Genomic DNA, 22,031 nt, shown 5'->3' with positions numbered 1-22,031 from the left:
GGTATTGACAGGTTTTTTAGGAAACACCCAAAATGGCACGACTTTCAGATGAATTAATCAACCAAATCAAACAACAAGTCGATTTATGTCGCTTGGTTGAATCACAAGGCTATAAACTCAAAAGTCATGGCGTAAAAGACAAAGCGCTGTGCTGCCCATTTCATGATGATAAAACGGAAAGTTGTGTTATTACCCCATCTAAAAACTTGTTTAACTGTTTTGGGTGCGGTGAAAGTGGCTCAGTGATTGATTGGGTGATGAAAACACAAGGCGTGAGCTTTCGTCATGCAGTTGAAATACTAACCGCTTCCGATATCCATTCTCACGCGGCACTTGCACATCCATGTGCATCGCAAGATATTTCTTCCTTAGTCGCTAGTGAGGCTGAGCCAACGACAAAGGCGGTAAAATATGGCACCACACAAAAATTGCCAACGCCGTTAAGTGGTGATGCCGACTCACAAGCGACGCTTCAACAAGTGGTGGGTTATTATCACCAAACGCTCAAACAATCACCTGAAGCCTTGGCGTATTTAAAACAGCGCGGCCTTGAACACCCAAAGCTGATTGATACCTTTCAACTGGGTTTTGCAAATCGCACGCTCGGTTATCGCCTACCACAAAAAAATCGCCAAGCAGGGGCTGATATTCGCGGCAAGCTGCAACAACTTGGCATATTAAGACAATCAGGCCATGAGCATTTTAATGGCTCAATTGTGGTGCCCGTGGTCGATGAACAAAACCACATAGTCGAAATATACGGCCGCAAACTATTAGACAACTTACGCAAAGGCACCCCCAAACACACCTACTTACCAGGCCCACATCAAGGGGTATGGAATATTCAAGCACTGAGCGCCACAGATGAAATTATTTTATGTGAAAGCCTAATTGATGCCATGACCTTTTGGGTACATGGTTTTAGAAATGTCACCGCAAGTTATGGCACCAATGGTTTTATAGACGACCACTTACAAGCCTTTAAACAACATCAAATTAAACGTGTGTTAATTGCCTACGACAGAGATGATGCAGGCAATAAAGCCGCAGACAGTTTAGCTGAACAACTGATGAATCAAGGCTTTGAAGTATTTAGAATATTATTTCCAAAAGGCATGGATGCCAACGAATATGCCCGACAAGTTAAACCTGCACAAAAAAGCCTTGGCCTTGCGATAAGAAAAGCACAGTGGTTAGGAAAAGGTGTAGGGCCAGAAAAGATGTACCCAACCGAAGCGGCTGCCATACCTGAGCAAGCAATGCCCACACAAACAACGCCAGAACAAAACATGCCAGAGCAAACCGATTTAGATGAAAACGCCAGTGCATCCAATGAACTTATCATCACCTTAGACAATCGCCGTTACCGCATCCGAGGTTTAGATAAAAACCAAAGTGTCGAGCAGCTAAAAGTAAATTTACTGGTGAGTTTAGAGGATAGCTTCCATGTTGATAATTTAGATATTTACTCAGCGCGTGCCAGACATTTATACATCAAACAAGCCAGCTTAGAACTCTGCGTATCAGAAGATGACATTAAAAAAGACTTAGGCCATATATTACTTAAGCTTGAATCGCTGCAAGATAAAAAACAACAAAACAAACAAGCCCAAACCAGTCAGCATAATCATTTAACCGAAGCAGAGCGCAAAGCTGCCCTTGAACTTTTAAATTCACCTTCTCTTCTTAGCCGCATTTTACAAGACTTCGAGGCCTGCGGCGTTATTGGAGAGGAAACCAACAAGCTTGTCGGTTACTTGGCCGCGGTTAGTCGCAAGCTCGATAAACCGTTAGCGGTTATGATCCAATCTAGCAGCGCCGCAGGCAAAAGCTCATTAATGGATGCAGTGTTAAATATGACACCAACAGAAGAGCGCATCCAATTTAGCTCAATGACAGGCCAAAGCCTGTATTACATGGGCGAAACCAACCTAAAACATAAAATACTGGCCATATCAGAAGAGGAAGGAGCAGACCAAGCCGCCTATGCATTAAAACTACTGCAATCAGAAGGTGAGGTGAGTATCGCTTCAACAGGTAAAAACCCAGTCACAGGCAATTTAGAAACGCAGCAATATAAAGTAGAAGGGCCTGTGATGTTAATGATGACCACCACAGCGATAGATATTGATGAAGAACTGATGAACCGCTGCTTAGTGTTATCCGTCAATGAAACCCGCGAACAAACCGAAGCCATCCACAAAATGCAGCGCCAGCGCCAAACCATAGAAGGCCTGCTTGCTGAAAACAACAAAAAAGACGTGATACACCTACACCAAAATGCCCAACGACTATTACGCCCTTTACTGGTCGCCAACCCCTATGCCGAGCAATTAACCTTTTTATCGGATAAAACCCGTACGCGCCGCGACCATATGAAATACCTAACACTTATCCGAGCCATAGCGTTATTACACCAATACCAACGCGAGATAAAACGCATTGAGCACAAAGGCCAACTACTAGAATACATAGAAGTCACCCACAGCGACATTCAAGTGGCTAATCACCTAGCACATGAAGTACTCGGGCGCACCTTAGACGAGCTGCCACCGCAAACCCGCAAACTGCTGCATTTTATCCATAAAATGGTCTTGGATGCCTGCCAAACCCAAAAAATACAACAAAGTGATTACCGCTTTACCCGCAAAGCTGTTCGAGACTATAGCGGCTGGGGCAATACCCAACTGAAAGTACACATCAAACGATTGGAAGAAATGGAATACCTGCTTGTGCACAGAGGCAGTCGCGGACACTCATTTATTTATGAGCTGCTCTACACAGGCGAACATGAAGGGCGGTTTTTACAGGGTTTATTAGACGTTGAAAACAACAGTCAATACCAGTGTGATGCAAGCAAGTCGGGGTTGCAGGCTTTGCTGTCGGGGGAACCTTCGCACCTGTCGGGGGCTGGTCACCCCCAAGTCGGTACTAAGTCGGCAGGTAGTCACCCCACATCAAGCCAGCAACCGCAGGCAATGGCGCACACTTTACCCAAAATAGAAGAAAATGAACCTATAGGGGTAAACGGACAAATCCTGTCGTACCTACAAAAAGGAGCTGCCCGTGCCTAAACGAGAAAAACGTTTTATTAAACAGGTTGGCGACCCAACCGACCCCAATGGCCTGCTTGCCTTTATGCACCATTATTTAGATGCACTACGCATCAAACACTACACAGAGCAAACCCTGTGGAATAATGAACGCTACATACGAGATTTTATTGAATGGTGTGATGGCCGAGCCCTGCGCCAACCGCCAGAAATCACCAAACCCATATTAGAGCGCTACCAAAGGCATTTATATTTATACCGCAAAGCAGACGGCAAACCACTGTCCATCTACTCACAACGGGCTAAATTAAGCCCACTTAAAAGCTGGTTTAAATGGTTAACCAAAAGCAACTACCTGCTGTATAACCCAGCCAGCGAACTAGAGCCACCCAAAATACGCCAACGTTTACCCAAAGCCATATTAAGTGAAAAAGAAGTTGAAAAAGTGATGCGCCAAGCCAACAGCGCCGAGCCACTGGGTATTCGAGACAGAGCCGTAATGGAAGTGCTGTATTCAACCGGCATACGCCGAATGGAAGTGGTTAACCTAAGCGTATTTGATATCGATTTAGAGCGGTTAACCATACTGGTACGCCAAGGCAAAGGCAAAAAAGACCGCATGTTACCGCTTGGCGAGCGAGCCGCACACTGGATAAGCTGCTACCTAAACGAAGTGCGCCCAGAGCTGGCACTGGCCAGTGACGATGGCACATTATTTTTAACTAGGCTCGGTGAAAAGTTTAATGAAAACTGGCTGTCACGCACCATAGCCCAATATGTTGAAAAATCAGGTATACCCAAACAAGGCAGTTGCCATTTATTTAGGCACACAATGGCCACGCTAATGTTAGAAAATGGCGCAGACATTCGCTTTATCCAAGCCATGCTAGGTCATGCAGAGCTGAGCACCACAGAGATATACACCCAAGTGAGCATCAAAGCTTTAAAAGACGTTCACACACGCTGCCATCCCGCCAAACTGAAAAAAGCCTCAGAAGCCGAAGGAGAGGATATGGCCGAATTACAGCAAATGTTAGAGGATGAAGAAGATGAAATTTAATCGGGCGAAACAATATAGGCTGTCAAAAGTGACAGATAACTTCACTAACACTGTATAATTGCATACACTGAACCAAAGGCTTGAATATCGGAGGCTATAGGTATGCCCATAACCATGATTGATTACACTAAGCAATTACACGCTGAAATCGACCAAACTCCTGAAGAATACCGTCCGTTACTATTGCGGATTGTTCATTCGTTTAATGAAGGGGTTTCATCTGATTTGCCATCAGCAGAAGCCAGCTTCAAAGAAGGCTGGAAAGAGGTCGTGGCTGGTAAAACGCATCCAATAGAAACCCTGTGGGATGGCATTGACGTTGATTAAATTAAAATGAATATAGAATACACAGAAGGGTTTAAACGCCAGCTAAAACGTTTATCACGTAAATACAAACGAATAAAAACAGATGTGAGTCCAATTTTACGAGCGCTTGTCAACGGTGAAACACCAGGTTCACAAATAACAGGTGTTCCTTACACCTTGTATAAAGTTAGAGCGCAAAATAGCGACAGTAAACGAGGTAAAAGTGGTGGTTACCGAATAATTTATTACCTTAAAACAGACATACGTTGCATACTGGTGACCATATACTCAAAAGCGGAACAATCGGATATAACAGCAGAAGCTTTAAAACAAATATTAAAAGAGTTTGAGTAAAATAGAGTCGGCACTCGAACATCATCATTATCGGCAAGCCCCAGAAACAAAAAGGCAGCTTGCTCACCTTAAAGCGCAGTCACAGGCCTTGCAACAAAAGCCCTAGCAAACTTAAGCACTAAAGCAGCAAGGCCAGCGCCCACGCTTAAAGGTTCACTGCGGTTTTTTTATTTACCAAACCCCACATCTCCAGTCGCAAGCTCCTTCCAATGCGCCTTCTGTAGCTTCACAGTCCTGCTACGCAACGCCAGGCACCCTACGCCATCCATGGCTTCGGTGTTCACAGGGCAGAAGTAAACTTCTGCTAATCCTGTTCACCCCTAAGCTTAGGGCTTAACCAGCTTTAGGCAATCAAGCCCTTCGGGTTAACATAATGTAAAAAATTATAGGCTGTACCCAATAAAGTGGCCGAGCCACATTGTTGGGTACAGTCCGCTAGCGCCCTATAATTTACATTATGTATAAATTGCCTAAAGCCTACAAAGCTGGCGCAAGCGCCAACACTTTATAACCCCCAACCCCAACCCCAAGGGGCAATAGACGGTTAAATGGCTATGTTGGCCTAACGGCCAACCCAGCCATTTACCCGCCACTAAGAAAAAAAAGTGCATCTAGGGCAAAAAAGTAAGATACTGCACAAATGAACCAGATATCCGCTCACAACAACCTGAAAATAAAAGGGAAAATGCCTCTATGCGTAGGACTGCATGGCGGGGTGATTGCTTTTGGCAATGCGTTGGGGAATAGCATTGTTGAGGGGATGAGTGCTGAAAAAGATTTAACGGCAGCAGAGCAAAAAGCCATTAATGACCGAGCTAATAAATTAATTAATTTAGACAAGCTCGGCAATATTGATGAGCCAATGGCAGATATAGCCAAAAGTACGACTGCTGGCGCTGAAAAAGAATCAACAAACAGCATCAACAAAACAGGCCAAGCGCAACGAGATAAATTTGATGCTGATTTTGAAGTAGCGCAGGTTGTTAGAAGTCAAAAAGAAAGCCAAAGACGAAGTGATACTGTTTCGTATAAACAAAATTTAGATGCAGATTTGAGCGCGAAAAAAGTTAGCGTCCCTTTGGTTGATGAGTGGGTATATCAGAATACCTTTAAGCCAGAAATTGCGCTACCAGATATGTTGTCAAACGGATTTGATCTAGAAGGCAGCATATTGTTGAACACAGAGTGGGTGCGTGATCCAGTATTAAACGATCCACGCATGCTCAAAACAGAAAACCTTACTTCTGCAGGCGAGTTGTATCAGAAATTGAATAATACAAGGTATGCTGAAACCACCTCTACCAGTGACTTTGAAAATGTTGTTTTATCAATGCTAGGTGGGGCTGCTGATAGTAACGTTCCAGCGACACAATTATTGAATACAGGCTTAGTTTCAAAAGGCGATCTGACGTATTATGCAACACTTGTAGACAAAAGAAGTTTTTCATCTTTGTTTATGGAACCAGCAAGTCAGTTACCGAACAGTTGGGATATTAATTCCGAAACTAACATGGATAGCTCTCGCAGCTTAAAACGCGGCGTAGTTAGCGCTGTTGATGCATTGTCTACTGGGGCTCACAAATATGCGAATGTTAGTCGACAAATAGCTCTGGGTAATGATCGAGTTACCACCATTGACTTCTATCGTGATTCAACTGGAGTAAACCATGCTGATGTTTCAGGTCACTTTAAGTATTCGTTAAATCCTGCACCAGGGTATTATCCAAAAGAGCACGTTAACCAAGCGGTTTATTTATCTCCGTTACAAGCGGCTTATCGAATTGGTATTCCTGAAAGCGGCAATGGAAACCCTTATATACGCCCGAGAGGACTTTTTGAATAGCAATGTATAAATTAATGAAGGTTGTTACTCTTCTACTGTCGTTGCTGTTAGCTTCTGGTTGTTCTGATTATAAAGATAAAAATCTTGAATTTGCTGAACAAGCAGAAACAGCAGTCGCGTTTTATTCTAGAGGTGATGTGTATAGTGCTAAGCGATTGGCTGAAACACTACTTAAAGAATATCCTGAACGGTTTGAACCATATTTTATGGTTGCTATTTTTAATACTGCGCAAATACAGCCAAATAAAAACTTGCAAGAGCTAGATGAAAATACCCAGAAAATTGTAAGAGCATCTGTTTTATTGGGGCGAAAGGGGTTGGACGTATATAAGAGTATCGATAACTCAGGGAAGCAACGCAATTTGCGAACATTTATGGAGTTGAATGGTTTTTCATACTTAATATCGTATGCAATTTTGTTGTATGACTTTGGTTTTTTTGAAGAGTCGATAGCCGTATATGAAAGATATTATGACGTATCTAAATATGTTGAACATCCACAATATCGGTATTACATCATCCAATATGCTGATGCGTTGGCTTATGCAGGTCGGCTAGAAGAAGCCAATGCGATCTACATCGAAGCTTTTGAAAAAAATGGCAACGATTTAGCGATGTTAGAGTCTTATATACAATTTATTGCAGACCATGGAGGTTTAGAGAGAGCAACTAAATTTGCATTAAGTTACATGCAGAATAACGGCAAATCCGGACGTGTTATGTATGCTTTGTGCGGTGTTTACGAGCAGATGAAAGATAGAGAAATGTCGAGAAATTGTTATTCCGAGTTGGTTGAATATTCGAAATCTAATATGGTTTTACCTGAACAATTAGAGCATGCTAAACAAGTGCTAGATCAGAGCTAATAATGCTTTGTAAGTTTGATTGCTTTTGGCAATGCATTGGGGAATAGCATTGTTGAGGGGATGAGTGCTAAACCAACTTCTAAAACTCAAGCTAAAAAGACTGCTGACGAAGCATACACAAATGCGATTCAATCGGGTGCTTCAGAAAAAGAGGCAACCTATGCCGCCGCTAAGGCGGTTGCTAAAGAAAACGGTGGCACAATTTCGAATGGCGGTTCAGGTGGCAACAGTAACTCAGGCGGTTCGGGATCGTCAGGTAGCGGCCCTAAATTAAACGGAAGTATTGTTGGAATTGATGAAACCAAAGGGTTTTATTTATCCAATGGATCAGACAATGCCTTTTTCAACTACGGTGATGGTGTGCTTAACCATGTGACTGATTTCTTGAAAGGCAGTCCTGCAGCAGGACTTGCCTATAAATTTGCGTTTACTAGTGTTCAAGGCAATCAAAGAATTGAAGCGTCCTATCAAGCAGGCATAGCCAGAGGAATTCATAACTACAACGTCGGCAAAGCTAACCGGGTTACTACAGGCAATATCATTGATATGAATGATTCTGCTACACGAATGGCCTTTGCACGAAATGAAGGGACGAAAACAACACGCGAGTTGCAAGCCGTTTCGTTACAGTTAGTTGGTGGAATTGCAACACTACCGAGTTTGGTGACGGGCATTGGTGCTTTAGGAAACTTGGCGCTTCGTGGAATGGTCAATTTGGTACCTCAAGTCGGGCATGGGTTAATGACATTGGGCAGAGCCAGCGTAAATCTTGCCGATGATATGGTTTTACATGCAGGCACTTACGCAAGAAGCGCGATTTGGCAGGCCAATCCATTGAGCTTAGCTCAAACTGAAATAACAAAAGTTGCATTGAGAAAGGTTGCGTTACAAGCAGGTCAAAATGCTAGAGTCGGATTAACAGGTACTGCTGGATCACTCAATACCCAACTCGGGAACTTGGCTGCAAATAAAACATTCCAATCGGTTATTCAACAAGGTGGTGTTAATGGTGCAACAAACCTAGCAGCAGATTTGGCTTTTAACGGAGTTGATGGCTCAAATCCGTTTAAGTCATTTACAACGGGTTTTATCGGAGGTGCTATGTTTGGTGGAGCTAGAAACCCCGTGCTTGCAGGAATGGGAACTAGTTTAACGACTGAATTTTTAGACCAAAGATGGGAGCAATCAATGGGAAGAGAAGAAATTAATTATGATCATTTAATTTTAGCTACGTTTGCTGGCGGGGCTGCAGGTTTTGGATTAAATAAATATTTTTCTTCTTCAAATTGGGTGCCCAAGAATTTTGGAGCTTTTGCTGATGAAAGTTTTGATAGTTTCATTGGAAATTATGGCAACAATGTGTTTTCAAATTGGTCATTTTGATGTTCACAAATAATCGTATCGGCACGTCAGCACTAAGTGAAAATGCTCAATTGAATTTATACAAACATTATAAGTTTAGTTGGTGGCAATGTTTTGTTAGCTCTTGGATGGATTATATCCGCTATCTATTTTTGATAGGGTTAGCGTTGTATTCCGCTTTTCCTGTTTTGGAACTTGAGTTTGTATTAGGCGCGCTTGGTTTACTTGGTGTTTTTGTTGTATTACGAACAAAAGACTGGCTCGAAAGTGGTCAGGTACTGTTGAGTACGTGTGACACCAACATTAGACTTAACAACGGAAAAGTCTACGAGTGGAGTGAGGTGGCTTCTGTCGAAATACCACCTCTACCCGTTAGCCCCTATGGAATGCCTGTTCCTAAATATCGAATCCATTTTAAAGATGGCCGTAGCTTTCCGATAGACCAACGACTTGAAAAATACACAGGTTTATATCATGAGTTATACAAACGTAAGATAAGCGGAGCTGAAAAGCCATTACCCATGTATGAGGTTGAGCTTCAGAACGGTATGGCTCCAGGCGGATTAAAACCTAAACCGGTTGCTATCTATTATCCCGATAAAAACATTGAAGTCCCAACAGAACCCAAAAATAGTGCAAATGTACGCCGCAAGAGAAGGAAACCAGCGTCAAGAAAAAAAGGCAGGTAATCTGTAACAGGCATACTTAAAGAACAATAAAATCAATAGATTATGCATTTGGCAATGCATTGGGCAATAGTATTGTTGAGGGGATGAAATCTAAACCTATCTCTCCAAAACTTGCAAAAGTTGAAGTTCCTGAAGGAGCTACTGCCGCTGAAACTTTGGCTATATATGAAAAAGAAGGCGTCATAGATGACCTTTCGGATGATCAATATCATGAGTTGGCAGTTACAGCGAATAAAGAAGAAGGCATCTCAACAGGTTCAACTGCTAACGGTAATTCTAATCGAGTTGGACGAGTTACTGTGAACGGTGAAAGCTTCGGCAATGGCGGGTTTGATATAAGTAGAAAAGGACTTAAAGAGCTATACCAAGGCGGCATGCTGGACACCGTTGGCAATGTCGCTGGCGGTATGTATGACTCTGAAATTAGGGATATCATGGGAAGGGATGATTTTGGTTCATTTAGCCGAGAGTTAAACTACGAGTTAGATAATGCTTTTGGCTTAAATGAACTTTCACAAGCAATGGGATTAGCTCAAATTAGCGGTATATCTGGGGTGTTTTATCATGGCGTTAAGGCAGGGATTAACGCTGTCTCACCTGAACTTCAAGCTGTATACAACCGTACGAAAGAAACGCTTCAGAGACAAAATGTACGCGCTAGTCTTGCTTTTAAAATTGAGAAAGCACAAAGTTTAGCTGTTGCAAAGCGCCATCCGTGGAGCAACTTTGTAACCAATGGCGTGTCATCAGACCAAGCAATTGATTATCTAAAAACTGCCGACGGTAAAAAATTATTCCAACAATTGGTTCAAGGTGGACACGAGCATCCTTATCAAAAAGCAATGGAAGTTTTAACATCTGGTGGAAAACTTCCTGTAGTTCAACGTATTAATGGGGGAGATAATTTGATTAAGATTACTGCTGATGGTGTCGGTGCATCTTCACCGTACTTCACTACGCCTGGCGAGCTAATAAAAGCAAAAGCATCAGGGCAAACTTTAGCTGATTATTTTGGTTTACCTCTTGCGAATGAATCAACTACTTATAAAGTGTTCCAAGTTACTCCTAAAAATAGTGGAGGTGCAGAAGTGTTTGTAAGTCCAGTGGCACCTGCTACTGATGGTTTAGTCAATCGTATCGGTGGTGGTATGCAATATATAGTACCTAATCGCTCGATTTTTACAGATCCTGTGTTAATTAAAGAGATATTATTAGGTAATTAGTATGAACCAATTTGAGTTAGAAAAGCGAGCATCAAGATTATGTGTTTTACTGACAGAATTAGCAAAGAGTGACGATTCTAATAAAATTTATGCAGCGGACGCTTTACATACCTTGCTTCCATTATTTGAGAAAATAGATAAGGGACAAATTATTAGCCCTTTAAAATGGGAGGAGATCCCTTGCCGAGGTATATTCCATTCTGATGCACCTTTGGGTCAAGTTAAGAATGTATATTCTGCTTATGCTGATTTTAGCGTTGAAATCACAGGCGGAATTCCTGTTGAATTGAAAAAAATAGTAGAAGATGCACTCGCGAAGCGAGGCGACAGTTAAATCTATGATAATTAGCGGCTATTTGTTAGCCGCTAGACTGAAATTTATAAGGACAGCCATCAGTAAAATGCTTTTGGCAATGCATTGGGGAATAGCATTGTTGAGGGGATGAAAGGTTCGCCAACCAAATCTCAGTTGGAAAGTCAATCTAAAGCAAATGCGATTTCCAAAGCTCTTGAAAAAGGGTTAATTGAAAACGGCCGTAAGGAAATTTCCGAGAAAATCACCACCATGCCAACAGATATTGACACAACCAAAGCTCAAGAAAATTTAGGTAAGAGCATTGATGCAAAGTATGAAGCTTTTATTGTTGCTCGAAGTCAGAAAATAGATAAAAACCGAGAAGCGACATTTAAACGTAGTCGAGAGGGGTTATCTGCTGCCCAAGCAGGCATGCGCGAACTTGATAATACAGTCTTAGCAAATCAATTCCAACGAGATGAAGCTTCGAGAAATCGACAAATTGCATATGAGCGCCGTATGCAAACTGTTCATCTAGACAAATACAATGGTGTTGATTTTTCAACTGAGTTTGATTGGGATGGTGCAGTTAAACTCCAGCAAAACCTGCGTTCACGTTCGCAGCAAAATGAACTGAAATTGAAACAGACGATTGTATCTTGGTTAGGATTTAGTGGTGTTGAAAATGAAGTATTCGGTGTCCAAAGTTCTCCTGGGACTATGCATGATATATCAGGCATTTCAAGCAGCCTCGCTGGTGTATCACCAAAGATCTATAACGGTAGTTTAAATTTAGGGAAGACCATTGTCAGTAATGCTAGTCCTTGGGATAGCCGTTATGTTTTTGAAATTACTGATACAGGGCAAGTTGTATCCAAACCTGTTTGGAATGAAGCTCTTAGCCCGAGAACTCAAGCTAATTTAGTTGCATTGGAGGGTTTAAAAGCAGCACCATTAATATCTCTAATTGGCACTTCACTAGAATATGCGGCATATAATTATGTCGGTTCTGAATTTGCTGCAAGCCACGATAAGGAATTCACAGCACAAAATTTTGCAGTAGACGCAGCGCATGATGGCGCTAAAGCCGTCGTATCTGGCGCAGTGGGTATTGGTGTTGGTACCTTTATCGGGGCTACCGCTGCAGGTGCTGCTGTAGGCTCTGTAGTTCCAATTATAGGGACTGCAGTTGGAGCTATTGTCGGGTTGGGGGTTGCTGCAGTCACCGCTTGGTCAATTGAGAGTGCTTATAGTACATCTGGCTCAAGAAACTTCTGGAAATCTTTGTAGGTTTAAATGGTCGATTCACGAATTAAAGCCAAGATACAGGGGGCTGGTGCTTTCAATAGTATCAGCTCTATTGTTGTGTTATTTTTTGTTTCTAAAAGTAGCGTGTTGCAGCATTCTATGGAAAGTTTACTAGCCTTATTCAACTTGCTTTATTCCTTATGCCTTGCATTCTATTTTTATCACAATGTAAACAGTATTAAATGTAAGCCATTCTTATTTTGGTTGCTTTCTGTTCATTTTATTTCTTTTGCATTATTGAGTTGGGTGTGTTTGAACATTTCTTACGCCTTAAACCCATACCTTGTTGTCGTAGAATGTTTAGTGATCGTGTTTTGTTTTGGTATGGTTTTATATATGCTGAAAAGTGAGCATTCACGAGCAGATATAAACACTGCCCATACGCAGGGCAAAGGTATAAATAAAAATGTAGTAGTTGTTAGTTCCTATATTGGCGTGTTTTGCTCTGGTTGGTTATTAATTGCGTTTGGAGCTAATGGCTTGATTATTCTTTTAAGCTTTTTGTTCTCCTTAGCTGCAGTTTGTTATTTAGGGGTATATTTTTTTGAATATTTTTCTAACTAATTTCCACCCTAAAAATCTTCGATTTTAGAACGGAATGACTATCACACCCTATGCAGCATCTGCATTAGGTGTTATATATCTGAAATATATACAAAAAAACGAGTGCATTTCATCTAAAACGCTTAAATTTTTAGATGCGCTATTTTAACTAATGTATTGAATTTAATAACTAAATTAGAGTGCGCACATCTAAATGTTTAACTCTGTTTTTTTCTTAGCGGCTATCGCTTAGCCGCTTTGCCTCAAGAGTTTTGCTGTATCACAGCATCTAGCATTTCACTCACAAACTGTAGTTTACAAAAATAACGTCATACTTTTTACCAAGCAAAATATCGTAAGATTTGGCCAAAATATGACGTTTTTACCACGCTAATATCGAACGATTTTTCGGCGTTACCAAATTCATACCGTACAATTTACCAACTCCAATCATACTCTTAACCAATTTGTTGTCGTATTGGATGGAGCTGGCAATTTTCCAAATAAGGTCAAATTACCACCTCGATAAAACGGAAAACGCCCGAGTATTTAACTCAGGCGTTGGGCGTATGATGATTCGGCATATTAGGTTTAACTATTCATTTTTCTGCCCATTTTCTTCGAGTTTTAAACGACTACGATGATGTTGACGTATTTCCTCACCATAATGCGCGATTAGCATTTCGCGGATATCATCCAAGAACTGTATGATCGACTCGGCGTCTTCAGCACTTAGGTATTGAGTTGTTTGCAATATTTTCATGATGCCACCTGTTGCTTAATCAATTCTTCATGGCTGCGCCAATGTGGTTGAATCAGTACATTGTTCACATGGCTGATGGTGACCATCTTTTGGGCCTCGCGACAGTCTTCAATCAAACTGGCATAACAAAGATTACGGCATAAACGTAAGTTACCATTTGCCGAGCGTAATATGACCTCAATGGCAGCAGAGTCAAAGGTATTGATACCTATTTTAGCAGTCTCTAGTTCCTTGATAATATAGCGTTCAAGGTCATCATCATTCAGTGGTTTAATGGCCTGAGAAAAGGTAATGCGCGACTTAATATCGGCATTTATGTTCAGCGATAGATAATGCAATAAATCTGGCTGCCCCAATAAAACTAAATTGTGTTTTTTCGGGAATTTCTCAAACAACAAACGCAATTTACGTAACGTTTCCATGTTCAACAAATGCGCTTCATCAATTAAGGTGTATAGTGTTTTACGTTGGCGAACATGCTCAAAGGCGGCTTTAATCAGCTCGGTTTCTAAATCTTTAGCAGGTACATCTAATTTAAATGACAAGGCCAATTGTTTTAAAATATTCAAGTAAGTATGCATGGTTCTAGAAACTGAGACCACAGAGGTATCACGCTCATTGCACCAACTTTCAATATGCTCGCGCAATACACTTTTACCGACACCAGGCTCACCAATAATGACAGAAAACCCACCTTGTGCAGCGTGAATTTTAATAATATCAACAATGTGTTTTTGTTGCGGTAACAAAGACAAATGTGTGCGATTAAACGGCTCTTTGGTAATGGCAAATACACTAGAAATCATACATCACCCCGCATATGTCGGATGGCATTGGCGTGTAAATCTAAACAAGTGGCTTGCCCCATGCGTTTGTCTTGGTAATAAACAATAAACTTGTCTAGTACGCTGCGGTTAAACCTAACCTGTATCGTTTTACCGCGTAAATCAACAGGACATTCAAATTGTTGTTTATGAATTGAAAAGACATTGGTTTTAGACACCTTACGGTCTTGCTCTACAAAAAATACCTCCTCGGTAAATTCATCATCGGCAATAAATTGAATGCGATTTAAATCTAAACAAAACCTATCCAAAGGGGTCATTTGAATGCCAAAATGAAACTGGCTGTTATAACTGTGCTCAACCCAATCATTGGTTTTATCATTGAGCTCATCTAATGAGGTAATGTCAGGGTTATCCACTAAGAACTGGTCACGAAAACGCCGAAAGAATCGTTCAATTTTACCTTTAGCTGCACCGTCTCGAATGGGGGCATGGGACAGATGAATATCCAAGCGCACACAAGCTTGCAAAATTTCTTTAGAGGTATAATTACTGCCATTATCAAAGTACAAGCGCATCGGTTTACCGCGTTTAAACAAGGCGGTGCGAAAGGCATCACACATGTTGGTGGTATTGTCGGCATAGAAAAACTCAGCATGGGTAATTAAGCGTGAAGCATCATCAATAAAGGCGATTAAAAAGGTTTTGCGTTTTCTCCCTTCATCATCCGTCACACAGGGACCATACATAGTGTCCGCTTGCCACAGCTCATTACTAAACTGCATCGCAAAAGACTGGCGTAGTTTTTGGCACTGCTCACTGTCTAACAAGCCATGTGTACTGACCATTCGATAAAAAGAGGTTTGTGATAATTGTGAACGTTTAAACAACCCATTGGCTAATAAACGCCGATATAAAGCCATTTTAGGCACATGACCATTTTTACTGCGCCCAAGGGTTGGTAACACTTCATGAATGGCTTCGGCAAGCTCATTAGGTTGCACTTTGCGGTAGTGATTTTTATCTAAGCGAGTTTTATTGTCTAAAGTGGTTACGCCATGCTTTTTAAAGCGATACACCCAAGTGCTAATGGTGCGCCAAGTAAATTGGTATTGAATATTGGTTTGTTTATCTACAAAAGTACGTGTTGCCACATCTTGAATGCGCGCTTTAATGGTAGAGCGTTTGGCATAATCGACAGCGCTTAACACTTGTAGGCGAATTTCCAGTGGGGGTTTATTGGCTTTTAATTGATTCATAAAAGAGAAGTCCTTGTAATGGATTAAAAAGGTTTACGCGACCTTAATAAAAAAACACAAGGCAACCGACTGACGGCTGATGTGGGGCGATTAAATGTGGAATAGATGAGCCAACAATACGACAACAACTAGGGAAATTAATGGTTACAAAAAATGGAAACCTGATAAAAACGCCAATTGGCAGGTTATATAAAAGCCCGTTGCGCATTAAATTGAAACTCAAGACAGACTGAGCCTGTGAATATGTGACAAAGTGACGCCAAGGTTGCAAAAATAGGATGTTGAGTGCCACTTGAGTGATGTAACGGCAAAGAAAATTGCAACAATAAACGATAATGGGTGATATTGATTTTTAAACACGCAAGCCAACGCCAAGCATGGCGGGTTTCAAATTGCTGAGTGACCTGTTGATAAGCTTTAACAACAGAGACATTAGCCAGTAATAACAGAATGAATAAACTTAAATGCAGAGCATTGTATTGTCGATTGGGTATGTGCTCAGCCAAAACGAATTGTGTAGTGTGGCCACAACCGATGTGACCATGGCGGTTAGAGCAGACAATGCGCTTACCAACCACTTTGTTCAACGGTTGACCCTTGCAGTAATGACAAAACAAACGCCCAAATCACACTAAAAGAATGTAAGCGCCTAATGAACTAACGTTCTTACTTTCGAGATCTCAGAGCCGCATAATTTCCTCATCATTCACGCGAGGAAATAACATGCTCACCGCTAAACAAGAATACTGGCAAACACATATCGAACAATGGCAAGCATCAGGGCTTACTCAAGCGGCTTATTGTCGTCAGCATAATTTATGTCAAAACGGCTTAAGCTATCATAAGCATAAATTGGCTAACTTACCCAGCCATGTTAATTCCGTGACCAACGGATTTGCTCGTGTCCAAGTCATGGAAAGCTATACAACCAGTCAACCACTGAGCGTTCATCTGAATAACGGCCTCAAGGTCAGTGGTATTACACACCAAAACCTTGAGCTGGTTAAACAGTTGGCCCAGGTGTTGTCATGAACCAAGTGATGCGCCCCAACATCTCACTGACACAAGTCTACCTTTATTGTCAGCCCGTTGATTTTAGAAAATCCTTTCGCGGGTTATCTGCCATTATTGAATGTGAGCTTGGCCACAATCCATTTGAAGGTCACTTATACGCCTTCACCAATCGCCAGCGTAATAAAATAAAGTGCCTCTTTTGGGAAAACAACGGTTTCGTGCTCTATTACAAGAGTTTAGCCGAAGAAAAATTCCAGTGGCCACGCAACAATGAAGAGATGATAACTTTAACCGGACAGCAGATAAATTGGTTACTCGATGGCTATGATATTAGTGCTATGCAAGGCCATAAAAAACTTCATTATGAGGCTGTTTTTTAGGGCTTTTTGACGCTCACTTTGCTATAATACCCGCCATGAAAATGTCGCCCAAAGCTCAATCAAATCAAGCTTCTACATCTGTCGAAACTACGACTGAGATGGCAGCCTTGCTGTCTGAAAAAGACGACATTATCGACAAAAAATCAGAAGTGATTGCTTGGCAACAACAGCGTATCGCTTTGTTAGAAGAATACCTCAACCTTGCTAACCAAAAACGTTTTGGGTCTAGCAGTGAACAAACCACAGCTGAGCAAGGTAACTTGTTTAACGAAGCTGAAATCACCGCAGAGCCAGAGCAAGAAGAACTGCTTTTACCTGATACCGCTTCAAAAACCAAAACAGGGCGTAAACCTTTCTCTGATAAATTACCACGCGAACAAGTATTCGCTTATTTATCTGAAAAAGACAAAGCCGGTGCCATTGATACCTTCTTTGTAAAAGTCCGAGAAGAGCTAGACATCATCCCTGCTCAAGTGCGTGTGCTGGAATACATGCAAGAAAAAGCCGTGTTTAAAGATGAACAAGACAAGCGCATTATCAAAGCCGCTGAAGTCACATTACACCCTGTAGCCAAAGCGATGGGCAGTGTGAACTTAATGACCTACGTGATTGTGTCGAAATACGCGGATGGTATGCCACTGTATCGTTTAGAAAATATCATCCGCCGTTATGGTGGTGATATCTCAAGGGCGACCTTAGCGAATTGGGTTATCGCGTTGGCAAGGCAAGTTCAACCACTTATTCATTTACTCCGTGAGTATCAACATAACGGCCCACTGATAATGGCGGATGAAACTCGCATTCAGGTACTCAAAGAACCAGGCGCTTCCCCAACGGGTGATAAATACATGTGGGTCACTCTAGGCGGAGAGCCTAATCGACAATCAGTGCTGTTTGAATATGATCCTTCGCGTAGTCAGGAGGTACCCTTGCGCCTGCTGGATGGATTCACGGGAGGTTACCTGCAATCTGATGGATATGCTGGATATAATGCGGTCTGCAAAGAATATAAACTGACCTCATTAGGGTGTTGGGATCATGCAAGGCGTAAATTTAAAGAAGCTCAGATCGTGCAACCGAAAAGTAAAAAGACCAAAGTCAGTAAAGCGGATATGGCACTCAGCTATATCAACAAGTTGTATGTGATAGAGCGTAATATAAAATCATTGAGTGCTGATGGGAAATACCAAGCGCGTCAAGCGCAAAGCGTGCCTGTTCTGAACAAGTTGAAAAAGTGGTTAGACGTGCAGCGCCCCAAAGTAGTCAAAGACAGTTTAACGGGCACAGCAATGACTTACTTACACAACCAATGGGACAAATTAACGGTTTACTGTAAAGATGGCCGATTAAATATCAGCAATATCCTAGCAGAAAATGCGATCCGCCCGTTTGCTGTTGGCAGAAAAGCTTGGTTATTTGCAGATAGTCCCGCTGGTGCGCATGCGAGTGGAATACACTATAGCTTGATAGAAACGGCTAAGCTTAATGGACTTGAGCCGTATCACTATTTAAATGCGGTATTCAAAGCCTTACCATACGCAGATACGGTTGAAAAGTTAGAAAGGCTCCTGCCATGGAATTTTAAAGCCGAAAATAAAGAAAGCTAGCCCCGTAGGTTCATTGAGCGCTTACAAAAGAATAACGACGGTTAGGGATGAAATCAGCCAAGTACAAAGCCAAAGTGCGGCCACAACCTGATTTACCATAACGGTTGGCACACAAAATACGTTTACCGACTTTTAAACCAGACTGGCGATAAATAAAACCATGTGATACCCAACTATTAGAGCAAGCACAATGCTGGCAAGTTTGATGAGAATTTAAGCTATCTAAGGAGCGAGTGAAAATATCTAACTGAAAAAGTGAAGAAAAAAATCGCTGCATGAAAATTAACCATTTTAGTAAAAGTTAAAATTCTACACAGAAATTCTGTTTCCCAAATTACCATAATCATCAGGAAATTAAAGTTGATGACAATTTGGTAAAAAATTGCGGGATCGTTCGATAGAAATGAGGTAAATTACAGGAAAACAACCTGGCCAGAAGACGGACAAGACAAAACTGAAACCGTTATATATTTAGATAACGTTGAATTAAAAACACATTCTGATTGGTCAAACAATCCAAGTAACAAGCTTGCCACCCTAAAATTAGCTGATGATATGCTTTACGTATGGAGCGTTGAATTACAACAAATGAATTACGTGCACAAAGATTACCAAGGCTCGGTAGAAGCTGTTACTTATGGTAATTACATATCAGACAAACAAAGTTTTGGCGTATTTGGTGCCCGAGAAAGTACCTCGTGGCAATATGATCTGATCCAATACTTTTGGACACCACGCTAAGTGAGTAAAATGACTTAACGAGGTGAATATGACAACTAAAAAGATCCGCAAGACTTACACCGCTGAATTTAAAGCAGAAGCACTGAAACTAGCCGAACGAGTTGGTGTTGCTGAAGCGGCTAGGCAACTTAAAATCTATGAATCGCAACTCTATAGCTGGCGAACTGCCACTGTGAAAAAGTCCACAATTAGCCAACGCGAATCCGAGCTTGCAGCTGAAGTTGCTAAGTTAAAACGCCAATTGGCTGATCAAGCCGAGGATTTAGACATCCTAAAAAAGGCGGCCACCTACTTCGCGAAAAATCAAAAATAAGCCGATTCGAATTTATGCTCGAACACCAGCACCAGTTTCGCCTAAAATCAATGGCGACTGTGCTTGGTGTGACGCGAAGTGGGTATTATGCGTGGCGAAAGTCAAGCAAAGAGCCGAGTGCGCGATTACTCAAACAGCAAAGCCGTGATGAGCAAATCAAAGCTCTTTTTGTCCAGAGCAAAGAACGCTCGGGCGCTCGACGTATTCAAGTCGACCTCGCGGAAGATGGGAATTACGCAGACTTAAAAACGATTATGAACAGCATGAGTAGACAAAATTTAGTGGCAAAAGCAGCGCGTAAATTCAAGACAACCACTGACAGCGATCACCAGCTTCCTGTAGCGCCAAACCTGTTGGAGCAGAACTTCGATGCCACGGGCCCTAACCAAAAATGGGTCGGTGATATCACCTATCTGATGACAAGTGAAGGTTGGTTATATCTGGCAGTGATTATCGATTTGTATTCACGTACTGTCATTGGCTGGTCGATGAGTAATCGAATGACGGCTCAGTTGGCTTGTGACGCGTTGACTATGGCACTGTATCGTCGTGGTTTTCCAAAAAAAGTCATCGTCCATAGTGATAGGGGCAGCCAGTATTGTTCTCATGCGTATCGAGATCTGATTAAAAAATATCAGCTTATCCAAAGCATGAGCCGCAAAGCTTGTTGCTGGGACAACGCTTGTGCAGAGAGTTTCTTCCATTCACTGAAGGTTGAAGCTATTCAGTACGAGCCAATCATGGACCGCGAAACCATGAAACAAGCTGTTTTTGAGTACATTGAAGTTGATTATAACAAAACAAGAAGGCATAGTTCACTCGGCTATTTAAGCCCAGAGAATTTTGAATTGAAAAATAATGCTTAGTTAAGTGTCCAGAGTTAGCGGATCAGATCAATATGACCTTTCCAAAACAGACCTTGAGCGACAGGCGGTAATGGCAACGAATTCAAATTATGTGAGTAAACGCATTGGTTACACTGGTCATATGCAACTAGATAGGAGTGGGTTTATCCATATGCAAGGGCGTTTATACGACCCGGTACTTGGAAGATTTTTGTCACCAGACCCTATAGTGCTAAACCCAACCAATAGTCAAAACTGGAACAAATATAGTTATGTGTTAAATAACTCAACTAAATATACAGACCCGAGTGGGTATGCTCAAGAAGCACAGACGAAAGAAAACTGTGTCCCTTACGCCAACGCAAATGGCGATTGCGCTGCTGGCCAATCAAAAGCATACGATACACACATTCAATATATACTTATAAACAATCCATTTGGGACGGATTCTTATGGCATTTTAAATGGCCAATTAGCTTTAACTAGAGATGCATTTCAACAGTCTTGGGCAGAACGAGATGCGATGTATGGGGAGTCAGGGGCTGGTTTGAGAGCAGAGCGGACTTTTGCACAAAAGGAGAGTTTCGCCTCGTATTTTGGTGAACGAGTAATGAGTGGTCGAGTTCGAGATGATATTTTCACCTTTGGCGGCTCATTGGTGAGTTCTTTTACTTTTGGCGTTGTAGAACCAAGTTTCGTTGATCGTGATTCTTCCGCTTTTGAGGTTGGTCAAGTTACCTCATTAGGTTTAGGTGGTGCTGGTCTGATCCGAAGTGTTTATTTTGGAGGTACAAAGGGCCTATCTGCTCTAGCTTCCGCATCAGGTAGCGAAAGTATAGTGCTTGGACTATCTGGATTCAGAAACTTTACTAAACTTGCGACAAACCCTGCGTTATGGTTCAACTCATCTCTAAGAAGTGCGCATGTAGTTCCAGCATCAGTCCGGCTCCAAAATGCTGGCTCAGTTCAAGCATTAGCAAGCAAAATAGGCTCAACAAATACGGCTGTAGATGCCACCCTTATACCGTTAACTCCGTTTGTTGGTGCAGCTTTCAATGATTAAGCAAGTGGTAAAAATAATGAAGAAATTTAAATTTAAGCCAGCTCTTATATTGCTTGCCGTTGCAGTATTGATTGGTGTTGCTGTTTATTATTTTACTGGCTTCAATTGGTTAACAGCGACAACAATTTTCTTGGTTGCTGTAATGATAAATGGATTGGTAATGTTTTCGGAAGATGCTGATGTGGGAGGCCTTGATTATGAAAAAGGTGTTACAGATACAGTCGAGGCCGTGAGGGAGCAAAAACAGGCGAAACGAATACAGGGAAGTATTATTTGTATATTGCTTGTTTTGGCGATTTTTTCATATGTGTTTGAGTGGGGAGTCGGATAATTTTTTAGTTTCCTTATCGGTGCACAAG

At 41.7% G+C, this 22,031-nt stretch carries 24 protein-coding genes; 19 read left to right on the top strand and 5 right to left on the bottom strand.

Annotation, left to right across the window (positions count from 1 at the left end):
- Positions 1-32 precede the first annotated feature (32 nt).
- The 12 genes from FNT16_RS20225 (at position 33) to FNT16_RS20170 (ending at position 12,923) form a co-directional block, all read left to right on the top strand.
- Positions 33-3,074, top strand: coding sequence for a CHC2 zinc finger domain-containing protein (locus FNT16_RS20225; protein WP_143872495.1), 3,042 nt, complete (start codon positions 33-35; stop codon positions 3,072-3,074).
- Entirely contained in the window at positions 3,067-4,113 is a 1,047-nt protein-coding gene (gene xerC, locus FNT16_RS20220) for a site-specific tyrosine recombinase XerC (RefSeq protein WP_221935036.1), read from the top strand. The genes FNT16_RS20225 and xerC overlap by 8 nt, the downstream gene beginning before the upstream one ends.
- A 102-nt stretch (positions 4,114-4,215) precedes the next feature.
- Positions 4,216-4,440, top strand: coding sequence for a hypothetical protein (locus tag FNT16_RS20215; protein ID WP_221935035.1), 225 nt, complete (start codon positions 4,216-4,218; stop codon positions 4,438-4,440).
- 6 nt (positions 4,441-4,446) lie between these two features.
- The gene (locus FNT16_RS20210; protein WP_143872483.1) at positions 4,447-4,773 is read left to right on the top strand and encodes a type II toxin-antitoxin system RelE/ParE family toxin; all 327 of its coding nucleotides are present in this window, start codon (positions 4,447-4,449) and stop codon (positions 4,771-4,773) included.
- 640 nt (positions 4,774-5,413) lie between these two features.
- A complete protein-coding gene (locus FNT16_RS20205) occupies positions 5,414-6,616 on the top strand; it encodes a hypothetical protein (protein ID WP_143873853.1) in 1,203 nt (400 codons plus the stop codon).
- Between the two features lie 2 nt (positions 6,617-6,618).
- Positions 6,619-7,482, top strand: a complete 864-nt coding sequence (locus FNT16_RS20200; RefSeq protein WP_143872499.1) for a tetratricopeptide repeat protein — start codon at positions 6,619-6,621, stop codon at positions 7,480-7,482.
- Positions 7,483-7,497: 15 nt separating this feature from the next.
- The gene (locus FNT16_RS20195) at positions 7,498-8,865 is read left to right on the top strand and encodes a hypothetical protein (protein WP_185976785.1); all 1,368 of its coding nucleotides are present in this window, start codon (positions 7,498-7,500) and stop codon (positions 8,863-8,865) included.
- Complete coding sequence (locus FNT16_RS20190; RefSeq protein WP_143873849.1) at positions 8,865-9,533, top strand: hypothetical protein; 669 nt, start codon at positions 8,865-8,867, stop codon at positions 9,531-9,533. Before FNT16_RS20195 ends, FNT16_RS20190 begins: the two co-directional genes overlap by 1 nt.
- A gap of 59 nt (positions 9,534-9,592) precedes the next feature.
- On the top strand, positions 9,593-10,756 hold the full coding sequence (locus tag FNT16_RS20185; protein WP_185976784.1) for a hypothetical protein: 1,164 nt from the start codon (positions 9,593-9,595) through the stop codon (positions 10,754-10,756).
- 1 nt (position 10,757) lies between these two features.
- Positions 10,758-11,090: a hypothetical protein gene (locus FNT16_RS20180; protein WP_143873846.1), complete on the top strand. Its 333-nt coding sequence runs from the start codon at positions 10,758-10,760 to the stop codon at positions 11,088-11,090.
- A gap of 84 nt (positions 11,091-11,174) precedes the next feature.
- Positions 11,175-12,341, top strand: a complete 1,167-nt coding sequence (locus FNT16_RS20175; protein WP_185976818.1) for a hypothetical protein — start codon at positions 11,175-11,177, stop codon at positions 12,339-12,341.
- A 6-nt stretch (positions 12,342-12,347) separates the two neighbouring features.
- The gene (locus tag FNT16_RS20170; RefSeq protein ID WP_143873842.1) at positions 12,348-12,923 is read left to right on the top strand and encodes a hypothetical protein; all 576 of its coding nucleotides are present in this window, start codon (positions 12,348-12,350) and stop codon (positions 12,921-12,923) included.
- Between the two features lie 574 nt (positions 12,924-13,497).
- Here the strand turns inward: FNT16_RS20170 and FNT16_RS20500 are convergent.
- From FNT16_RS20500 to FNT16_RS20155, 4 genes are all read right to left on the bottom strand, one after another.
- A complete protein-coding gene (locus FNT16_RS20500) occupies positions 13,498-13,665 on the bottom strand; it encodes a hypothetical protein (RefSeq protein ID WP_185976597.1) in 168 nt (55 codons plus the stop codon).
- Entirely contained in the window at positions 13,662-14,471 is an 810-nt protein-coding gene (locus FNT16_RS20165) for an ExeA family protein (RefSeq protein WP_143873840.1), read from the bottom strand. The genes FNT16_RS20500 and FNT16_RS20165 overlap by 4 nt, the downstream gene beginning before the upstream one ends.
- Positions 14,468-15,709, bottom strand: coding sequence for a DDE-type integrase/transposase/recombinase (locus FNT16_RS20160; protein ID WP_143873838.1), 1,242 nt, complete (start codon positions 15,707-15,709; stop codon positions 14,468-14,470). Before FNT16_RS20160 ends, FNT16_RS20165 begins: the two co-directional genes overlap by 4 nt.
- 185 nt (positions 15,710-15,894) lie before the next feature.
- Positions 15,895-16,296: a hypothetical protein gene (locus FNT16_RS20155; protein ID WP_143873836.1), complete on the bottom strand. Its 402-nt coding sequence runs from the start codon at positions 16,294-16,296 to the stop codon at positions 15,895-15,897.
- Positions 16,297-16,432: 136 nt separating this feature from the next.
- Between FNT16_RS20155 and tnpA the strand changes: the two genes are divergently transcribed.
- From tnpA to tnpC, 3 genes are read left to right on the top strand one after another with little or no spacing between them, the layout of a single operon-like run.
- Positions 16,433-16,741, top strand: a complete 309-nt coding sequence (gene tnpA, locus FNT16_RS20150) for an IS66 family insertion sequence element accessory protein TnpA (protein ID WP_143869686.1) — start codon at positions 16,433-16,435, stop codon at positions 16,739-16,741.
- The gene (gene tnpB / locus FNT16_RS20145; protein ID WP_143869685.1) at positions 16,738-17,103 is read left to right on the top strand and encodes an IS66 family insertion sequence element accessory protein TnpB; all 366 of its coding nucleotides are present in this window, start codon (positions 16,738-16,740) and stop codon (positions 17,101-17,103) included. The genes tnpA and tnpB overlap by 4 nt, the downstream gene beginning before the upstream one ends.
- Before the next feature lie 35 nt (positions 17,104-17,138).
- Complete coding sequence (gene tnpC / locus FNT16_RS20140) at positions 17,139-18,710, top strand: IS66 family transposase (RefSeq protein ID WP_143869684.1); 1,572 nt, start codon at positions 17,139-17,141, stop codon at positions 18,708-18,710.
- 10 nt (positions 18,711-18,720) lie between these two features.
- Here tnpC and FNT16_RS20135 read toward each other — a convergent pair whose 3' ends face one another.
- Positions 18,721-18,987, bottom strand: coding sequence for a hypothetical protein (locus FNT16_RS20135; protein WP_143873834.1), 267 nt, complete (start codon positions 18,985-18,987; stop codon positions 18,721-18,723).
- 278 nt (positions 18,988-19,265) lie between these two features.
- Here FNT16_RS20135 and FNT16_RS20130 point away from each other — a divergent pair, with 278 nt between their 5' ends.
- The 4 genes from FNT16_RS20130 (at position 19,266) to FNT16_RS20115 (ending at position 22,003) form a co-directional block, all read left to right on the top strand.
- Positions 19,266-19,451 (top strand): hypothetical protein, encoded by a 186-nt coding sequence (locus tag FNT16_RS20130; protein ID WP_143873832.1) that lies wholly within the window; start codon positions 19,266-19,268, stop codon positions 19,449-19,451.
- Between the two features lie 28 nt (positions 19,452-19,479).
- Positions 19,480-20,630, top strand: a protein-coding gene (locus tag FNT16_RS20125) for an IS3 family transposase (RefSeq protein ID WP_143873177.1) whose coding sequence is annotated in 2 segments (ribosomal slippage) — positions 19,480-19,723 and positions 19,723-20,630 — 1,152 coding nt in all. Because the reading frame shifts where the segments join, the coding sequence is not laid out codon by codon here.
- 70 nt (positions 20,631-20,700) lie between these two features.
- Entirely contained in the window at positions 20,701-21,672 is a 972-nt protein-coding gene (locus FNT16_RS20120) for an RHS repeat-associated core domain-containing protein (protein WP_143873830.1), read from the top strand.
- A complete protein-coding gene (locus tag FNT16_RS20115) occupies positions 21,665-22,003 on the top strand; it encodes a hypothetical protein (protein WP_143873828.1) in 339 nt (112 codons plus the stop codon). Before FNT16_RS20120 ends, FNT16_RS20115 begins: the two co-directional genes overlap by 8 nt.
- Positions 22,004-22,031: the final 28 nt, after the last annotated feature.

It is taken from the genome of Catenovulum sediminis (genome assembly GCF_007289895.1).
GTDB classification, from domain to species: domain Bacteria; phylum Pseudomonadota; class Gammaproteobacteria; order Enterobacterales; family Alteromonadaceae; genus Catenovulum; species Catenovulum sediminis.
Note: the sequence above shows the minus strand (reverse complement) of the source record. Positions and strands in the feature narration are given on the sequence as shown.